Here is a 15,153-nt window from a genome sequence, read left to right on the forward strand (position 1 = left end):
GGGGCGGGGGGGGTGCCGCGGGCCGCGGGGGCCGCGGGGGCGGTGGGCCCGGGGCGGGCGCCGGCGCCCCCCCCCCCCCCGCTTCTCGGTGAACAGGAACTACAGAGACCCTCAGAGAGCGCTCCCCGCCTGCCAGTCCGCCCAGGACAGGTTCCATCCGTTGAGACCGTTGGACGGGTCCACGGTGACCTCGTCCGAGTTCTTGACGATCACCACATCCCCGAGCATCGAGCTCTTGTAGAACTTGTAGCCGTCCACGGAGGTGTCGTTCGCGCCCTGGGTGTCGTGCATGCTCACGCACCCGTGACTGGTGTTGCTGCTCCCGAAGACCGACGTCGACGCCCAGTAGTTGCCGTGGATGAAGGTGCCGGAGGTGGTCAGGCGCTGGGCGTGCGGCACGTCAGGGATGTCGTACTCGTCGCCGAGACCGACGGTCGAGGACTCCATCCGGGTCTGCTTGAACCGCTCGCTGATCACCATGATCCCCGACCAGGTGGTGTGGTCGGGGTCGCCGCCGGTCACCGGGTAGGTGGCGAGGGTCGAGCCGTCCCGTACGACCGTCATCGTCTTGGCCGCCAGGTCGACGGTGCTGATCTGGGAGCGGTCGATGTTGAAGACGACGTCCTTGGACTGGGTGCCGTAGACACCGTCCGTGCCCTCCACGTCCTTCAGGCGCAGACTCAGCGTGATCTTCGTTCCCGCGGCCCAGTACGACTCGGGCCGGAAGTCGAGCCGGGTGTCGCTGAACCAGTGGCCGACCACCTCGACGGCCGGCTCCGCCGTCACCGTGATCGCCTTCTCGACGGCGGCACGGTCGGAGACGGCCTTCGTGAAGTTGATCGACACGGGCATGCCGACGCCGGAGGTGGAGTTCGCCTCGGGGGTGAAATAGCCCACGAAGGTCTCACCGGGAGACTTGGTGGTGAAGGTCGCCGTCTCCTCGTCGGCTCCTTCGGCCTGCGCCGTGACCGTGTATTTGGTGCCGGAGAACGGGTTCGCGCTCGATGTCCATTTCGTACGGGCGTCGTTGTAGGACCCGGCCAGGGTGGAGCCGTCGTTGCCGGTGACCTCAACGGCCGACAGGGTGCCGTCGGCCACGGCGACCTCGACCGGACTGGTGAAGGCCGCCTTCGTCGTACCGTCGGCGGGGGTGACGGTGATCGTCGGCACCTTGGCCTTCGTCTCCGCCTCGGTACTCGCCGCGGGCGTCGCGCTCGTCTCCTCCGAGGCGTCCGCCGAGTCGCTGCAGCCCGTGAGGACGGCGGCCGGGACGGCACCGAGCACGGCGAGGACCCCGCGCCGGGACCACGCCGGACGGCCGGGCCGGTTCGATGCCTGCTGTCCGGACCGGCCCGGTATCTGTTCCGACCGGTCCGATATCTGAGGGTCGACCACGGCACGCCTTTCTTAGATCACCATCACTGCCGTCGCATCCTGCGCCCCTTCTGTGAGTGGATCCTTTGAATCTGCGGGGTCCCGTCTGAGATTCCTGTCACCTTTCGACCGTGACCGGCCGAGCTTGTGTACGCGGCCGGTCACACCGTGTCGCGCTGGAGGATCCAGATGAACCGGGCCGGAGCAGACATGTGTCACTCCCCGCGGTCGGTGAAGCCTCGGCGAGCTTCCGGCCGCCACCCCAGCGCTCGCGAGATCCCGCGTGCCGCGACCCGCACTGCCGGGATCAACACCGGCACCTGCGCGTCGATGTGAGGGACCACGACCGACACCGCGGCGATCACCGAGCCGCCCGCGCCGCGCACCGGAGCGGCCACCGACAGGGCGTCCTCGGTGATCTGCCGGCTGCTCACCGCCACGCCTGTGTGCCGCACCTCCGCCAGCTCCCGGCGCAGCCTCGCCGGATCGGTGACGGTGTAGGGGGTGAAGCCGGCCAACGGGCCTTCGCAGTAGGCCTCCTGGAACGCGTGGTCCTCGTGGGCGAGCAGCGCGAGCCCCACGCCGGTGGCGTGCAGCGGCCAGCGGGCGCCGACCTGGATGCGTACGCCGACCGCCGAGTGTCCGGAAATCCACTCGGTGTAGACGACCTCGGAACCGTCGCGGACCGCCAACTGCACGTTCTCGTGGGTCGCTTCGTACAGGTCCTCCAGATACGGCAGGGCGATCTGCCGCAGCGCGAGCCCGCGCGGAGCGAGCGCCGCGACCTCCCAGAGGCGCAGCCCCACGTGGTAGACACCCTCCTCGTCCCGTTCCAGGGCGCCCCATTCGGTGAGCGCGCCGACGAGCCGGTGGGCCGTGGTGAGGGTGAGCCCGGCCCGGCGGCTGATGTCCGACAGGGACAGCGCCGGATGCTCGTGGTCGAACGCGGCGAGCACGGCGAGGAGACGGCCGGGCGCGGACAGCACGGTCCTGGCCATGGTCATCGGTCGAGTTCGGCGAACCGCTGCGGGAGCGTGTGCGGGGTGCCCCGCTCGGCGGGACCGGGCTTCTCCAGGCCGTCGACCAGCCCGCCGATCGTGCTCAGGTCGTATCCGAGCCGCGAGCTCAGCTCCCGTTCGATGACGGGCTCCCTGGTCCTGGCCCCGGGCGGGGCGGTTCGTCCGTACGGAGCACAGCATGACGCGAGGCCGGGTAGGCAACAACTACTGGCGTCGAGAATTGTTGCTCCTGGTTTCGGCCCCGTGGCCCCGCCGGAGCCTGGCGCGGTTCCATGTCTGAGGACCCTCAGTGGTCGGTCACGTCCACGAACACCGGGTTCGCGTAGAACCACGTGTCGGTCCACGGGTCACCGTCCCCCGGCGTGTGCGGAATCGGCCCGTTCGGGTCGACGGCGGCGCCCAGGTACCCCGCGCCGTTGCGGTTGCCGTCGCTGCCGCGCAGCCGGACGTAGAAGGACTCGTCGCCCGCGACCAGCGGGATGCGCAGGGTGTACGTCCCCTTCCGGCCGCCGACGTCCACGGTGCGGACGACCTTGGTGTCGGGGGCCCGCCACTCGTCGCGGGCGGCGACCTGGCCGCGTACCGTGCCACGGATCACGTCCACGTGCGCCAACTCGGGGAGAATTCCCTGGGGGTTGGGGCGCGAGGCGCTCGTCACCGTGACCGACAGGGTCAGCTTGTCGCCCTTGCGGACACGCAGCCGGCCGCCCAGCGTCACGCTCTGCCCCTGGTCGCGGTCCCGCTTCAGCCGGACGTCGAGACCGTCGATCAGGTGCCCGTGGTCGAGCCAGACCCGGCCGGCGCGCAGGCCCGACATCACCGCGCGGTAGCCGTAGCGGGTCACGCCCACGTGCGTGCGGCTGAACTGGCCGGGCCAGAAGTCGCTGCCGGGCTGCGGGGTGGTGGTGTTCACCGGGTCGGGCAGCTTGCCGGTGTTGTCGAAGTTCTGCCCGGCCGGCCAGTCGCCGTTCCTCCAGGTGTCGAACACGATGCGGTGGGCGTCCGAGTTGGTGGTGACCGAGAACAGCTTGCCCTCGGCGAGCATGGCGTCCCAGAGGCCGCCGACGGTCGCGGTCGCCCAGTCGAAGCCGCCGTAGGTGACGTAGGCGTCCGCCGGGTAGCCGGGCCAGGACTGGGCCGAGGGCTTGTTCTCGTACTCGCCGCGGATCGAGTTCGTGCCGCGCCAGCCGGGGATGGCCGCGCCCTGGGCGCCGGGGGCGCCCTCCATGCCGATCATGATCTCGGACGCCGCGTCCCGCCAGTCGCGCAGCTCGTACGGGGAGTCGATGCCCAGGCGCAGGGGGTGGTTGGCGAGGACCAGGACGTCGTCGACGTAGCCCGTGCGGCGCTGCTCGGCCAGCCACTTGATGGCGTCGACGGCGTGCGCCTGGTTGCGTGCGGTGTTGGGGTTGTCGGCGGCGCCGTCCGTGTAGGCGAGCAGTTTGCCGTCGTAGGCCAGCTCGAACCGCGTGAGCAGGTCCACCTCATGGGGGCCCGGCGCGGCGAAGACCGTGGCGTGCTCGGCGGCGGGGATGTACCACTCGAGACCCTGGAAGATCAGCTGACGCGGGTTCTCGGCGCGCGCTTCGAGTATTTCCTTGCGCTCCAGCGGGGCTCCGTACTGGGCGTGCCCGAAGTTGGAGTGCTCGGTGAACACCATCCAGTCGAGGCCGTACTCGGCGCCCGCGGCGGCGAGTTGGGAGAAAGTGTACTTCGCGTCGTGGCTGTAGACCGTGTGGATGTGGTGGTCGCCGACGAGATAGGCGAGGCGTGGATCGTTGCCGCCGAGGCCCTGCCCGTGGGCGGCCGCGGGGGTCGCCAGCGAACCAGCGGCGAAGGATGCGCTGAACAGGCCGGCCCGGCGCAGGAGTTGGCGCCGGGAGATGCCCTGTGCGTCGAGGCGGGACGGGGAGACGGACGGATCGGCCCAGACGGGCAGTTGCTGCTCGGTCATGACGGTGTGAGTCCCTCGGGTCAGTGGTTCATGAACGACGTGACGGGCAGGGCGCGTTCGGCGATCCGCACGTCCCCGAGCCTGCCGTACAGGATCTGGTCGATCGTCCCCGCGTACTCGTAGCCGCCGAGCAGCCAGGGCAGCCCGAGGGAGGTGAGTCCGACGGCGACCGCGGTGGGGTTGCGGGCGACGGGGCAGCCCTGGACGTACATCGTGGTGTGCGAGCCGTCGTTGACGACGGCGACGTGCCACCACTGCTCCCGGGACGTCTCGTCGCCCCAGTTGGTCGCGATGCCCTGCTGGTTGAGCGGGCGCGCCGCCCACTGCGGACCGGGTCCTTCGAACAGGGACAGCGTGGCGAGGGGCTCGTCCGGGTCGCCCTCCGTTTTGCCCGCGTCGCCCCCGGTGCCCCTGCGGCTGATCAGACCTGCCCAAGCGTTGTGCGAGGGGTCCCAGTCGGCGGGTACCTGGTAGAACGTCTCGATGGTGTAACCGCGGCTGAAGGTCGCCGAGTTGAGGGGCGCGCCGTCGATCGTGCGGAGGTACGCGCCCTTCAGCGGGGGCTTGCCGCCGTGGAAGCTGAGGCTGCCGTGTCCGGGCTGGTCCGGGTGGTGGGCCGACGACCAGGTGAGGGCGCCGTCGCCGACCTTGACCGGCGTCAGATCGTTGCCGTGCCCCGACAGGTCGCGCACGGTCCCCTCGACCGCGCTGCCGTCCTCGTGCCCGTCGAAGCGCCAGTACGCGACGGTGCCCCGCACCAGCATCTTCGAAGCGGGCCGGGACGCGCGCGGGGGTATCGGCGCGAAGCCCGCGAAGCGCTTCTCGAAGTCGATGTCGACCGAGAACCGGTCGGCGTCGCCGCTGAGTTCCATCTCCTGGCGCTCCAGCTCGTTGAGCCCCTCGGTCGCCCGGCCCAGGATCCACGGCGAGACCGTCTCGACGTCGATGGTGTCGCGGTCGAGGTCGAAGCGGTACAGGCGGATCATCGCCGCGCCGCCGTAGTAACGGTTCTGATAGTTCGTCAGGTGCAGGTGGACGTCGTTCCCGGCCGCGTTCGTGCGGGTGGCGCGGGCGGCGGGCCAGAAGTGCCCGTTGAGGGTGAGGAAGATCTGGTCGTGGTCACGGATCAGTCTGTCCCAGAGCTGCTGCCCATAGGAGGAGAGGGCGTCGTCGCCGTAGACCAGTTCATGCGTGGTGAGGATGACCGGCGTCCTGGGGTGCTGGGCGATGACGTCGTTCGCCCACGCGTACCCCTTCGCCGACAGCCGCCAGTCCAGGGCGAGGACGAGCCACTCCCGGCCGGCCGCCTTGAAGACGTGGAAGGTGTTGTAGCCGTCCGGTGAGGCGCCGCCGAAGGTGCGCTTGCTCGCGAAGCGCTGCGGCCCGAAGGCGTCCAGGTAGGGGGTGGAGCCGCGCTGGTCGTCCGTGGACGAGCGGATGTCGTGGTTGCCCGCCAGGACGCTGTAGCCCACCCCCTGCCGGTCGAGCAGCTCGAACGCCCTGCCCGCCGCGTCGAACTCGGCCTTCGCGCCGTTCTCCGTGATGTCGCCCAGGTGGGACAGGAAGACGATGTTGTCGTCCCCGCCCTGCTCCAGGAGGTAGCGGAGCGAGGCCTCGATGGGCGCGGGGTTGATGCTGGCCCCATCGAAGAGGTACTGCGTGTCGGGCATCACGGCGAGCGTGAAGCGGCGGCTGTCGGCGTCGGGCCGCCAGGTCGCTCCCGCCGAGGCGGGCACGGCCGCCTGTGCGGTGCCGATCGCGGGCAGCGAGACCGCCGTCGCCGCGCCGATCAGCGCCGTGGCCCGCAGGAAGTTCCGTCTGCCTGCGCCGGCCTGGTCGGCCTCCGTCTGGTCATGCGAAGTACACATGTCTGCTGTGCTCCATCGAAGAGTGGTGGGTCGCGCGTGAGCCGAATGGTGGGGAGGTGGTCAGAGCACGCGCAGCGTCCAGGACCAGTGGCGGGTGCCGGCGGCGATGAGGCAGGAGGGCGAGGTGTCGGGCCCGCACGAGGCGGCGCCCAGGCGGCGGTGAGCGGCGTCGAGGTGCACGACGCAGCCGGGCCGTGGCACCAGCTCGTCGTGGTGTGCGGCGGCGGCCGGATCCTCGGCCCGGTAACGGATCGCGGAGACCTGGGAGGGCTCCGCGAGGTCCACGCGCGGGCTCGTGGCGTACACCTCCGCGCCGCGCGGACCCGACGGTTCCTGGCCGGCCGTCGTCATCCGCAGCGTGAGCCGGGCCTCGCCGCCGTCTTCCGGCAGCGCGAAGGGAAGTGGCACCGAGGCGGATTCGCCGGGTCGTACGTCGGGCAGCTCGGCCGGCGTCCTGAGTGTGCGGCCGTCCGCGAGGGCGAGCGACCGCTGGGCCGCCGGCCACCCCGGACCGCGGAAGTGCCGGTGGTCGGTCACCCGGAGCTCGCCACGGTCGGCGGCACCGGCGCCGCACTACCGTTGTCATGGAGGCCGACGCCTCCGCGCCCGGCCGGTCTGCCGTCGTTCACGCGTTGCACAATGCCGTGGTCCCGGAACTCCCAGATGAAACCGCCCTGAAGACCCGGGGTGGACTCGATGGCGGCCCAGTGGTCGGCGGGTGTTCCGTTGCTGTTGTCCATGGCGCCTTGGCGCCGTCGACGAATCTCGTGCCGAAGGCGTCCCTTGCACCCGTCGCGACCGGCACATCCAGGTCCGGCGGGCACTTCGGCGTGACGAGTAGTGTTCGCGACGTGCTGGCCGAGCGACGACATCAACTCATCCTGCGGGCGCTGCGTTCAGGGGGCCCCGAGTCCGTGATCGCTCTCCCCGGACAGCCGGCCGTGAGTCCCGCCACCGTCCGTACCGAGAACACCCCGCGCCGGCTCCACGCCGACTGGGTCTTCCTCGGCACCAGCGGTGTACGGCCGGGCGGTCAGGTGATGGACACGACCGTCGTCGAGGTGCCGGTCAAGCGCGTCATGATCAAGGCGGGGGAGCGGGTGGTCCTGCTCGCCGGCCGGGCGAAGTTCCCGGGAACCGGCATGGCTAAGGTCTGCGGTCCCGAGGAGCTCGACGTGGTGGTGACGAACGCGCCGGTGGACCCGGCGACGCGGTCCTCCCTGGAGGAGGCGGGCGTGCAGGTGGTCGTGACAGGAAAGGCGGAGACGGCGTGAGGCTGACGATTCTGGGTGGCGGCGGATTCCGGGTGCCGCTCGTGTACGGAGCGCTCCTCGGGGACCGGGCCGAGGGCCGCGTCACCCGGGTCGTGCTGCACGACCTGGACGCGGGGCGGCTCTCCGCCGTCTCCCGGGTCCTGGCCGAGCAGGCGGCGGGTGTCCCGGACGCTCCCGAGGTCACCGCCACCACCGACCTCGACGAGGCCCTGCGCGGAGCGGACTTCGTCTTCTCCGCGATCCGCGTCGGCGGCCTCGAAGGACGCGCCGCCGACGAGCGGGTCGCCCTGGACGAGGGCGTCCTCGGGCAGGAGACGGTCGGCGCCGGCGGCATCGCCTACGGCCTGCGCACGGTGCCCGTCGCTGTCGACATCGCGCGCCGCGTTGCCCGCCTCGCGCCCGACGCCTGGGTCATCAACTTCACCAACCCGGCCGGTCTGGTCACCGAGGCCATGTCCCGCCACCTCGGCGACCGCGTGATCGGCATCTGCGACTCGCCGGTCGGCCTCGGCCGCCGTATCGCCCAGGTCCTGGGCGCCAACCCGCGCGAGGCGTGGATCGACTACGTCGGCCTCAACCACCTCGGCTGGGTACGGGGCCTGCGCGTCGCCGGCCGCGACGAACTCCCGCGCCTGCTCGCCGACCGGGAACTGCTCGGCTCCTTCGAGGAGGGCAAGCTCTTCGGCCCGGAGTGGCTCCAGTCCCTGGGTGCAATTCCGAACGAGTACCTGCACTACTACTACTTCAACCGCGAGGCCGTACGCGCCTACCAGCAGGCGGAGAAGACCCGCGGGGCCTTCCTGCGCGACCAGCAGGCCGCGTTCTACGACGAGATGAAGCGCCCGGACGCCGCCGCGCTGACCGCCTGGGACCGTACCCGTGCCGAGCGTGAGGCCACCTACATGGCGGAGAACCGGGACGTGGCCGACGCGGGCGAACGCGACGCCGACGATCTCTCCGGCGGCTACGAGAAGGTGGCGCTCGCCCTGATGCGGGCCATCGCCCGCGACGAGCGCACCACCCTGATCCTCAACGTCCGCAACCGCGCCACCCTTTCCGTGCTCGATGCCGAGGCCGTCATCGAGGTGCCCTGCCATGTCGACGCCAACGGCGCGCATCCCGTCGCCGTCGACCCGTTGCCCGACCACGCCACCGGCCTTGTCTGCGCGGTCAAGGCGGTGGAGCGTGAGGTCCTGTCCACGGTCGAGTCGGGCTCGCGCGCGACCGCGGTGAAGGCCTTCGCGCTGCACCCGCTGGTGGACTCCGTGAACGTCGCGCGCAGACTGGTCGATGGCTACACCTCGGTCCACCCAGGCTTGGCGTATCTTGGGTAAGCGCTTTCCGTTCTCCTGGAGACTTCCTATGCATGACGAACGCCGCCGTATCGAGGAGCGCGTCGCACGCGTCCACGACCAGCGCATCAAGCCCGCGACCTATGCCGCGTCCGTGCCCTTCGAGGTGGCGGCCTGGCAGGCTCCCGGCGAGCCCGTCCCGTTCGAGGAAGCGGCCGCGGCCTCCTACAAGCCTTTCGCCATGGACACCCCGTGGGGCCCGCCGTGGGGGACCACCTGGTTCCGGATGCGCGGAACCGTGCCGCCGGAGTGGACCGGCAAGCGCGTCGAGGCGGTCTTCGACCTCGGCTTCACCGGAGACTGGCCCGGCAACCAGGCCGAGGCGCTCGTCCATCTCACCGACGGCACCCCGCTGAAGGCGGTCAACCCGCTCAACCAGTACGTGGCGATCGCCAACCCGGCGGCCGGCGGCGAGGAGATCGACTACCTCGTCGAGGCGGCGTCCAACCCGGACATCCTGGCCAACGGCTTCGCCCGCCCGACCCCGCTCGGCGACGTCCTCACCGCCGGCGACAAGCCCCTCTACACCTTCCGCCGCGCCGACATCGCCGTCCTGGACGAAGAGGTCTGGCACCTCGACCTGGACATCCAAGTGCTGCGCGAACTCATGCTGGAGCTGAACGAGCAGGACCCGCGCCGCCACGAGATCATGCACGCCCTCGACCACGCCCTCGACCTCCTCGACCTGGACGACATCTCCGGCTCGGCGGCCGAGGTCCGCGCCGCCCTCGTGCCCGTACTGTCCAAGCCCGCGCACGCCAGCGCCCACACCCTCTCCGGTGTCGGCCACGCACACATCGACTCCGCCTGGCTGTGGCCGATCCGCGAGACCAAGCGCAAGACGTCCCGCACCTTCTCGAACGTCACCTCGCTCGCCGACGAGTACGAGGAGTTCGTCTTCGCCTGCTCGCAGGCCCAGCAGTACGAGTGGGTGCGCGACAACTACCCGCAGGTCTGGGCCCGTATCCAGGAGTTGGTGAAGCGGGGCCAGTGGGCGCCGGTCGGCGGCATGTGGGTCGAGGCCGACGGAAATCTGCCCGGCGGTGAGGCGCTCGCCCGCCAACTCGTCCACGGCAAGCGGTTCTTCATCGAGCACTTCGGCGTCGAGACCAAGGGCGTCTGGCTGCCGGACTCCTTCGGCTACAACGCCGCCTACCCGCAGCTCGCCAAGCTCGCCGGCAACGAGTGGTTCCTGACCCAGAAGCTCTCCTGGAACCAGACCAACAAGCTGCCCCACCACACCTTCTGGTGGGAGGGCATCGACGGCACCCGAATCTTCACCCACTTCCCGCCGGTCGACACCTACAACGTCCGCTTCAGCGGCGAGGAGATGTCCCGCGCCGTCCGCAACTACGCCGACAAGGGCCGCGGTACGCGCTCACTCGCCCCCTTCGGCTGGGGCGACGGCGGCGGCGGTCCCACCCGCGAGATCATGGAACGGGCGCGCAGGCTGGCCGACTTGGAGGGCTCGGCGAAGGTCGTCGTCGAACACCCCGACGCGTTCTTCGCCGCCGCACGCGAGGAGTACCCGGACGCCCCGGTCTGGGTCGGCGAGCTCTACCTCGAGCTGCACCGCGCGACCTACACCTCGCAGGCCCGCACCAAGCAGGGCAACCGCAGGAGCGAACACCGGCTCCGCGAGGCCGAGTTGTGGGCGACCGCGGCCGCGCTGCACACTCCGGGCTACTCCTACCCGTACGAGAAGCTCGACCGGCTCTGGAAGACGGTCCTGCTGCACCAGTTCCACGACATCCTGCCGGGTTCCTCGATCGCCTGGGTGCACCGCGAGGCGGAGGCCGAATACGCCCGCGTGGCCGAGGAGTTGGAGGCGCTGACGGCCGAGGCCCTGTCGGCTCTCGGCGGCGCGGGGGAGACCCGGGTGTTCAACACGAGCCCGTACGACCGCGCCGAGGTGGTCCGTACGTCGGCCGGCGTCCCGATGTACGCGGAGGTGCCGGCGAGCGGCAGCGCCCCCCTCGCCGTCGCCGAGTCCCCGCACCCGGTGACGGTCACCGGCCGCTTCCTCGAAAACGGCCTGGTGCGCGTCGAGTTGGCCGAGGACGGCACGCTCGCCTCGGTACGCGACCTCAAGGCGAACCGCGAAGTCCTCGCCGACAAGGGCAACCTGCTCCGCCTGCACAGCGACCTCCCCAACTACTGGGACGCCTGGGACGTCGACAAGCACTACAGGAACCGCTACACCGACCTCCTGGACGCCGAGTCGATCACGGTCGTCGACGAGGACCCGCTGCTCGGTGCGATCAGGGTGGAGCGCGCCTTCGGCAAGGGGTCGCGGATCGTGCAGACGATCACCGTCCGCGCGGGCAGCCCGCGCATCGACTTCGAGACGGAGATCGACTGGCACGAGGCCGAGAAGTTCCTCAAGGCCGCCTTCCCGGTGGACATCAGGGCCCCGCACTCCTCCGCCGAGATCCAGTTCGGCCACGTCCAGCGCCCCACCCACACCAACACGAGCTGGGAAGCGGCCCGCTTCGAGGTGTACGGCCACCGCTGGGTGCACATCGGCGAACCCGGCTACGGCGTCGCGGTCATCAACGACTCGACGTACGGCCACGACATCTCCCGCACGGTCCGTGAGGACGGCGGTACGACGACCACGGTCCGGCTCTCCCTGGTGCGCGCCCCGCGTGTGCCCGACCCCGAGGCCGACCAGGGCAGGCACCGCTTCACGTACGCGCTCCTGCCGGGCGCGAGCATCGAGGACGCGGTGGCGGAGGGCTATGCGCTCAACCTGCCGCTGCGGGTGGCGGAGGCCGGGCCGACCGAGCCCGTCGTCTCCGTCGACGGCGACGGCGTCACCATCGAGGCGGTCAAACTCGCCGACGACGCCTCGGGCGATGTCGTCGTACGCCTCTACGAGTCCCGGGGCGGCCGTGCGGCGGGTGTTCTGCGCACCGGGTTCCCGCTCGCCGGGGCCCAGTTGACCGACCTCCTTGAGCGTCCCTTCCCCGAAGCTGAGGTGGACGTGGACGGCGACGCGGTGACGGTGTCGCTGCGGCCGTTCGAGGTGCAGACGCTGCGGCTGGCGCGGCGCCGCCCGTAGATCACGGAAGGGTGCCCGGCTTTTGTCGGCCGGGCACCCTTCTTCGTGCGACTTCTTGGTGCGGTCAGCCGGTGAAGCCGGCCGTGATGGACGTGAACTGCCAGTTGGTCTGGTTGATACCGGAGCAGTTGCTGACCACTCCGCCGCCGGCGCACGGCCGGTCGCGGTTGACCGCCCAGTAGGCGAGGCGGGCGATGTGGTGCGAGTTCGACCAGTCACGGATCTGGGTCCAGATCGCCGGCGAGGTGAGCTCCTGCTGGTCGCTGAGCCCGTTCATGCCGGAGATGCCGATGTGCGCGTACGCCGTGGCGTCGTCCCAGCCGAAGGTGGACTTCAGCTTGGTCTTCAGGCCCTCGGTGGCGTTCACCGTGTTGCCGTACATGTCGGCGCCGCCGCCGAAGTCGAACGGCATGATGGTGAAGACGTCGATGTTGGCGCCCAGTGCATAGGCCCGCTCGATGAGCCGGTTGCCCCAGGTGGTCGGGCCGGTCGTCGACGTACCGAAGGTGACGATCGTACGCAGACCCGGGTTGTTCGCCTTGACGATCTTCAGGGCGTTGAGGATCCGGTCCTGGACGACCGCGTTCTCGAACTCGTCGGTGTTCTCGATGTCGACGTCGATCGCCTTGAGCCCGTACGCGTTGATCACCTGCTGGTACGCGCCCGCCAGTGCCTCCGGCGTCGAGCAGTTCGGCCCGAGCTTGTTGCCGCTCCAGCCGCCGATCGACGGCACGATGTCACCGCCCGCGGCACGTACCGAGTTGATGACCGACTGGTCGTTGCCCCCGGTCAGTGGTCGCGAGCCGTCCCAGGCCGGGCTGCAGCCGCCCGAGGAGAGGATGAACGCCATCGTGAACCACTTGATCCCGGTGGAGTTCATCACCGTACTCACGGCCGGTGGATCGCCCCAGCCGAGGTAGAGGTACGGCGCCGCCTGCTTGAAGTTGGTGCTGGGGGTGCCCGCGTTCGTTGTCACCGCAAGGGAGTTGGAGGCGGCGGAGAGGTTCCCGGCCGCGTCCCGTGCCCGCACGGTGAACGTGTAGGCGGTGCTGGGCGAGAGCCCGCTGACCGTGCCGCTGGTGCCCGTGACGCTGAGCACCTGGTTGGCGCCGCTGTAGATGTTGTAGCCGGCGACACCGACGTTGTCGGTCGAGGCGCCCCACGACAGGGACACGCTGGAGGAGGTCTTGCTGGGGGAGGTGAGGCCGGTCGGCGCGGTCGGCGCCTGGGTGTCCGTGCTGCCGCCGGGGCCGTCCAGGCTGACATCGTCGGCGTAGTAGGTGCCCTGGCCGTACCAGCCGTGCGTGTAGATCGTGGCGCTGGTCTGGGAGGCACCGGTCGTGAAGTTGACGGTGAGCAGGCTGTACGAGGCCGTGGAGGTCGTCCACGTCGCGGCGCCGCCGTCCACGCCCAGGTACACATAGCTGCCGCGCACCCAGGCCGTCAGGCTGTACGCCGTGTTCGGCTGGACGGTGACGGTCTGGCTGCACTTGGCGTTGTCGCTCGAACTCGCCGCCCCCGCAAGGGCCTTGGTGCCGCCGTGCACGGGGGTGGAGACGATCGAGCCCAGGTTCCCGGTGCAGGACCAGGGGGACACCGCGCCCGACTCGAAGCCGGGGTTGGTGAGGATGTTGGCCGCGTGGGCCGTGGTGGGCAGAGCGACCGCCCCGGCCAGAGCCAGGGCGGCGGTGCCGAGCAGAGCGACGAGGCGACGTCTGGAACGTCTGAGGTAGTTGATGCGCACGCGATCTCCCTGAAGAAATGGGGGTGTTCGGGAGTGCTGAAGGGTGCGCACCCAAGTTGGTATGGACCAATCAAGCTGTCAAGATGCTGTGCGTTGATTGGTCCAGACCGGTATGGGGTTGTGGGGCGAGTGGGCCGGGTCTAGGCGGGTGCGATGGCGGCCGTCGCGGACGCTGCTGCGGCTGCCGGGGCGATGCCGGACGCGATGGCCGGTGCCGCCGCGGGAGTGATGACCGGCATGACCGTGGGTGTCACCGAGGGAGCGATGACGGGTGTCGCCGCGGGGGCGATGACCGGTGTGACGGTCGGCGTGAGCGCGCTGTCCGTCGCCGGGGCGGTCAGGGTCTCCGAGACCGGAGCCGCGGCGGCCTCCGCGGTGGGTGTCGCGGGCAGTGTCTCGGCGCGCTGCTGCGGCACCGCCATCGGGCGTACCGGACGCGGTCCCGTGACCACGGCGTAGTCCTGCCCGAGCAGTGCGGGAATTAGCTCGCCGGTCTCCTCGCCGAGCGCCAACTGCACTGCCGCCCAAGGGGCGTTGATCCCGCACAGCGCGAGCTGGTGCAGTCCGCCGGCCGGCCGGGTGTTGACGTCCATGAGGACCGGCTCGTCGCCGAACATCCGGAACTGAATGTTCGTCAGATAGTGCAGTCCGAACGCCTCCGCGAGCCGGCGCGCGGGTTCGATCCAGGTGGGGTGGAGCGTGAAGCCGCGGCGGCGCCCGTTCTTGGTGCGGCCCACCGCCATCCGGACCCGTCCGTCGGGCCCGGTCAGGCAGTCGACGGACACCTCCGGCTCCGCCAGGAGCGGCATCACCAGCCAGTCGACGGGCTTCCCGGCCCCCCGCAACGCGTCCTGCACCAGGCTCAACGGCACGTGCGAGCTGGGGAATCCATTGAGGTGCATGAGTGAGAAGGGGGCGCGCGTGATCACGCGGAAGCCCACCCCGCCCGCACCGGCGGCGGGCTTGAAGCAGGCCTTGTGGCCCGCGGCCTCCAACGCCTCGACGGCGACGAGGAGTTCCTCCTCGTTGCGGACGCGCCACCACGGCGGCACCGGAATACCCACGGCCTGCAGCGCCTGATACGCCGTCACCTTGTCGTGGAAGACGGCCACGGCCTCGGAGGGCGGCGCGAGCAGGGCCGTACCGAGCGCGGCGAACTCCGCGCGATGCGCCACGATCGCCGACTGGTGGAGCACGGGCACGAACACGTCGATCTCGTGCCGGGCGCATTGGTCGAGGGCGTACTCGACGTACGCGGCCCGGGAGAGGCCCTCGGGCTCCATGGCGGCGGTGTCGGCAGCGGCCAGAATGGGCGAGTCGGCGTCTCCGTGCGTCGCATGGATCTCGACCGGACGGCGCTGCGGATTACTTCGCAGCTGATCCATGAAGAACACGTTCTCCGCGTACGTGCGGTTGAGCCAGACGCGTACGCGAGAACCCATGCAGGCCGCCTTTCAAGGTTCCCGGGCACGGCGGAGCAGGCCGTGCCCGGCCAGGGGAGAGG

The 15,153-nt window shown here is 70.5% G+C and carries 9 protein-coding genes and 2 pseudogenes; 3 read left to right on the plus strand and 8 right to left on the minus strand.

What is annotated here, in order from left to right:
- Positions 1-111 precede the first annotated feature (111 nt).
- The 6 genes and pseudogenes from ACFVKT_RS01090 to ACFVKT_RS01115 all read right to left on the minus strand — a co-directional run.
- The gene (locus ACFVKT_RS01090; RefSeq protein ID WP_385728073.1) at positions 112-1,359 is read right to left on the minus strand and encodes an Ig-like domain-containing protein; all 1,248 of its coding nucleotides are present in this window, start codon (positions 1,357-1,359) and stop codon (positions 112-114) included.
- A gap of 230 nt (positions 1,360-1,589) precedes the next feature.
- Positions 1,590-2,378, minus strand: coding sequence for an IclR family transcriptional regulator (locus tag ACFVKT_RS01095; RefSeq protein WP_385726236.1), 789 nt, complete (start codon positions 2,376-2,378; stop codon positions 1,590-1,592).
- 44 nt (positions 2,379-2,422) lie between these two features.
- Positions 2,423-2,515: pseudogene (locus ACFVKT_RS01100) on the minus strand (MarR family transcriptional regulator); the annotation flags it as partial.
- A gap of 164 nt (positions 2,516-2,679) precedes the next feature.
- Positions 2,680-4,347, minus strand: coding sequence for a PHP domain-containing protein (locus tag ACFVKT_RS01105; RefSeq protein ID WP_385726238.1), 1,668 nt, complete (start codon positions 4,345-4,347; stop codon positions 2,680-2,682).
- Positions 4,348-4,367: 20 nt separating this feature from the next.
- A complete protein-coding gene (locus ACFVKT_RS01110; protein WP_385726239.1) occupies positions 4,368-6,215 on the minus strand; it encodes a LamG-like jellyroll fold domain-containing protein in 1,848 nt (615 codons plus the stop codon).
- A 60-nt stretch (positions 6,216-6,275) separates the two neighbouring features.
- Positions 6,276-6,958 (minus strand): annotated as a pseudogene (locus ACFVKT_RS01115) (hypothetical protein); the annotation flags it as partial.
- A gap of 87 nt (positions 6,959-7,045) precedes the next feature.
- Here ACFVKT_RS01115 and ACFVKT_RS01120 point away from each other — a divergent pair.
- The 3 genes from ACFVKT_RS01120 to ACFVKT_RS01130 are packed head-to-tail and all read left to right on the plus strand — an operon-like array spanning position 7,046 to position 11,905.
- Positions 7,046-7,489: a hypothetical protein gene (locus tag ACFVKT_RS01120; RefSeq protein ID WP_385726241.1), complete on the plus strand. Its 444-nt coding sequence runs from the start codon at positions 7,046-7,048 to the stop codon at positions 7,487-7,489.
- Complete coding sequence (locus ACFVKT_RS01125) at positions 7,486-8,823, plus strand: 6-phospho-beta-glucosidase (protein ID WP_385726243.1); 1,338 nt, start codon at positions 7,486-7,488, stop codon at positions 8,821-8,823. The genes ACFVKT_RS01120 and ACFVKT_RS01125 overlap by 4 nt, the downstream gene beginning before the upstream one ends.
- A 28-nt stretch (positions 8,824-8,851) precedes the next feature.
- On the plus strand, positions 8,852-11,905 hold the full coding sequence (locus tag ACFVKT_RS01130) for an alpha-mannosidase (protein WP_385726244.1): 3,054 nt from the start codon (positions 8,852-8,854) through the stop codon (positions 11,903-11,905).
- Positions 11,906-11,969: 64 nt separating this feature from the next.
- Here ACFVKT_RS01130 and ACFVKT_RS01135 read toward each other — a convergent pair whose 3' ends face one another.
- Positions 11,970-13,649, minus strand: a complete 1,680-nt coding sequence (locus ACFVKT_RS01135; RefSeq protein WP_385726246.1) for a carbohydrate binding domain-containing protein — start codon at positions 13,647-13,649, stop codon at positions 11,970-11,972.
- 140 nt (positions 13,650-13,789) lie between these two features.
- Entirely contained in the window at positions 13,790-15,091 is a 1,302-nt protein-coding gene (locus ACFVKT_RS01140) for an ATP-grasp domain-containing protein (RefSeq protein ID WP_385726248.1), read from the minus strand.
- Positions 15,092-15,153: the final 62 nt, after the last annotated feature.

The sequence above is a fragment of the Streptomyces sp. NPDC127595 genome, from assembly GCF_042671685.1.
In the GTDB taxonomy this organism is placed as follows: domain Bacteria; phylum Actinomycetota; class Actinomycetes; order Streptomycetales; family Streptomycetaceae; genus Streptomyces.

Bases quoted from the DNA above. Each gene is read 5' to 3' on its own strand.
- ACFVKT_RS01095 (WP_385726236.1), bottom strand. From the start codon at position 2,378: ATGACCATGGCCAGGACCGTGCTGTCCGCGCCCGGCCGTCTCCTCGCC.
- ACFVKT_RS01130 (WP_385726244.1), top strand. From the start codon at position 8,852: ATGCATGACGAACGCCGCCGTATCGAGGAGCGCGTCGCACGCGTCCAC.
- ACFVKT_RS01140 (WP_385726248.1), bottom strand. From the start codon at position 15,091: ATGGGTTCTCGCGTACGCGTCTGGCTCAACCGCACGTACGCGGAGAAC.
- ACFVKT_RS01110 (WP_385726239.1), bottom strand. From the start codon at position 6,215: ATGTGTACTTCGCATGACCAGACGGAGGCCGACCAGGCCGGCGCAGGC.
- ACFVKT_RS01105 (WP_385726238.1), bottom strand. From the start codon at position 4,347: ATGACCGAGCAGCAACTGCCCGTCTGGGCCGATCCGTCCGTCTCCCCG.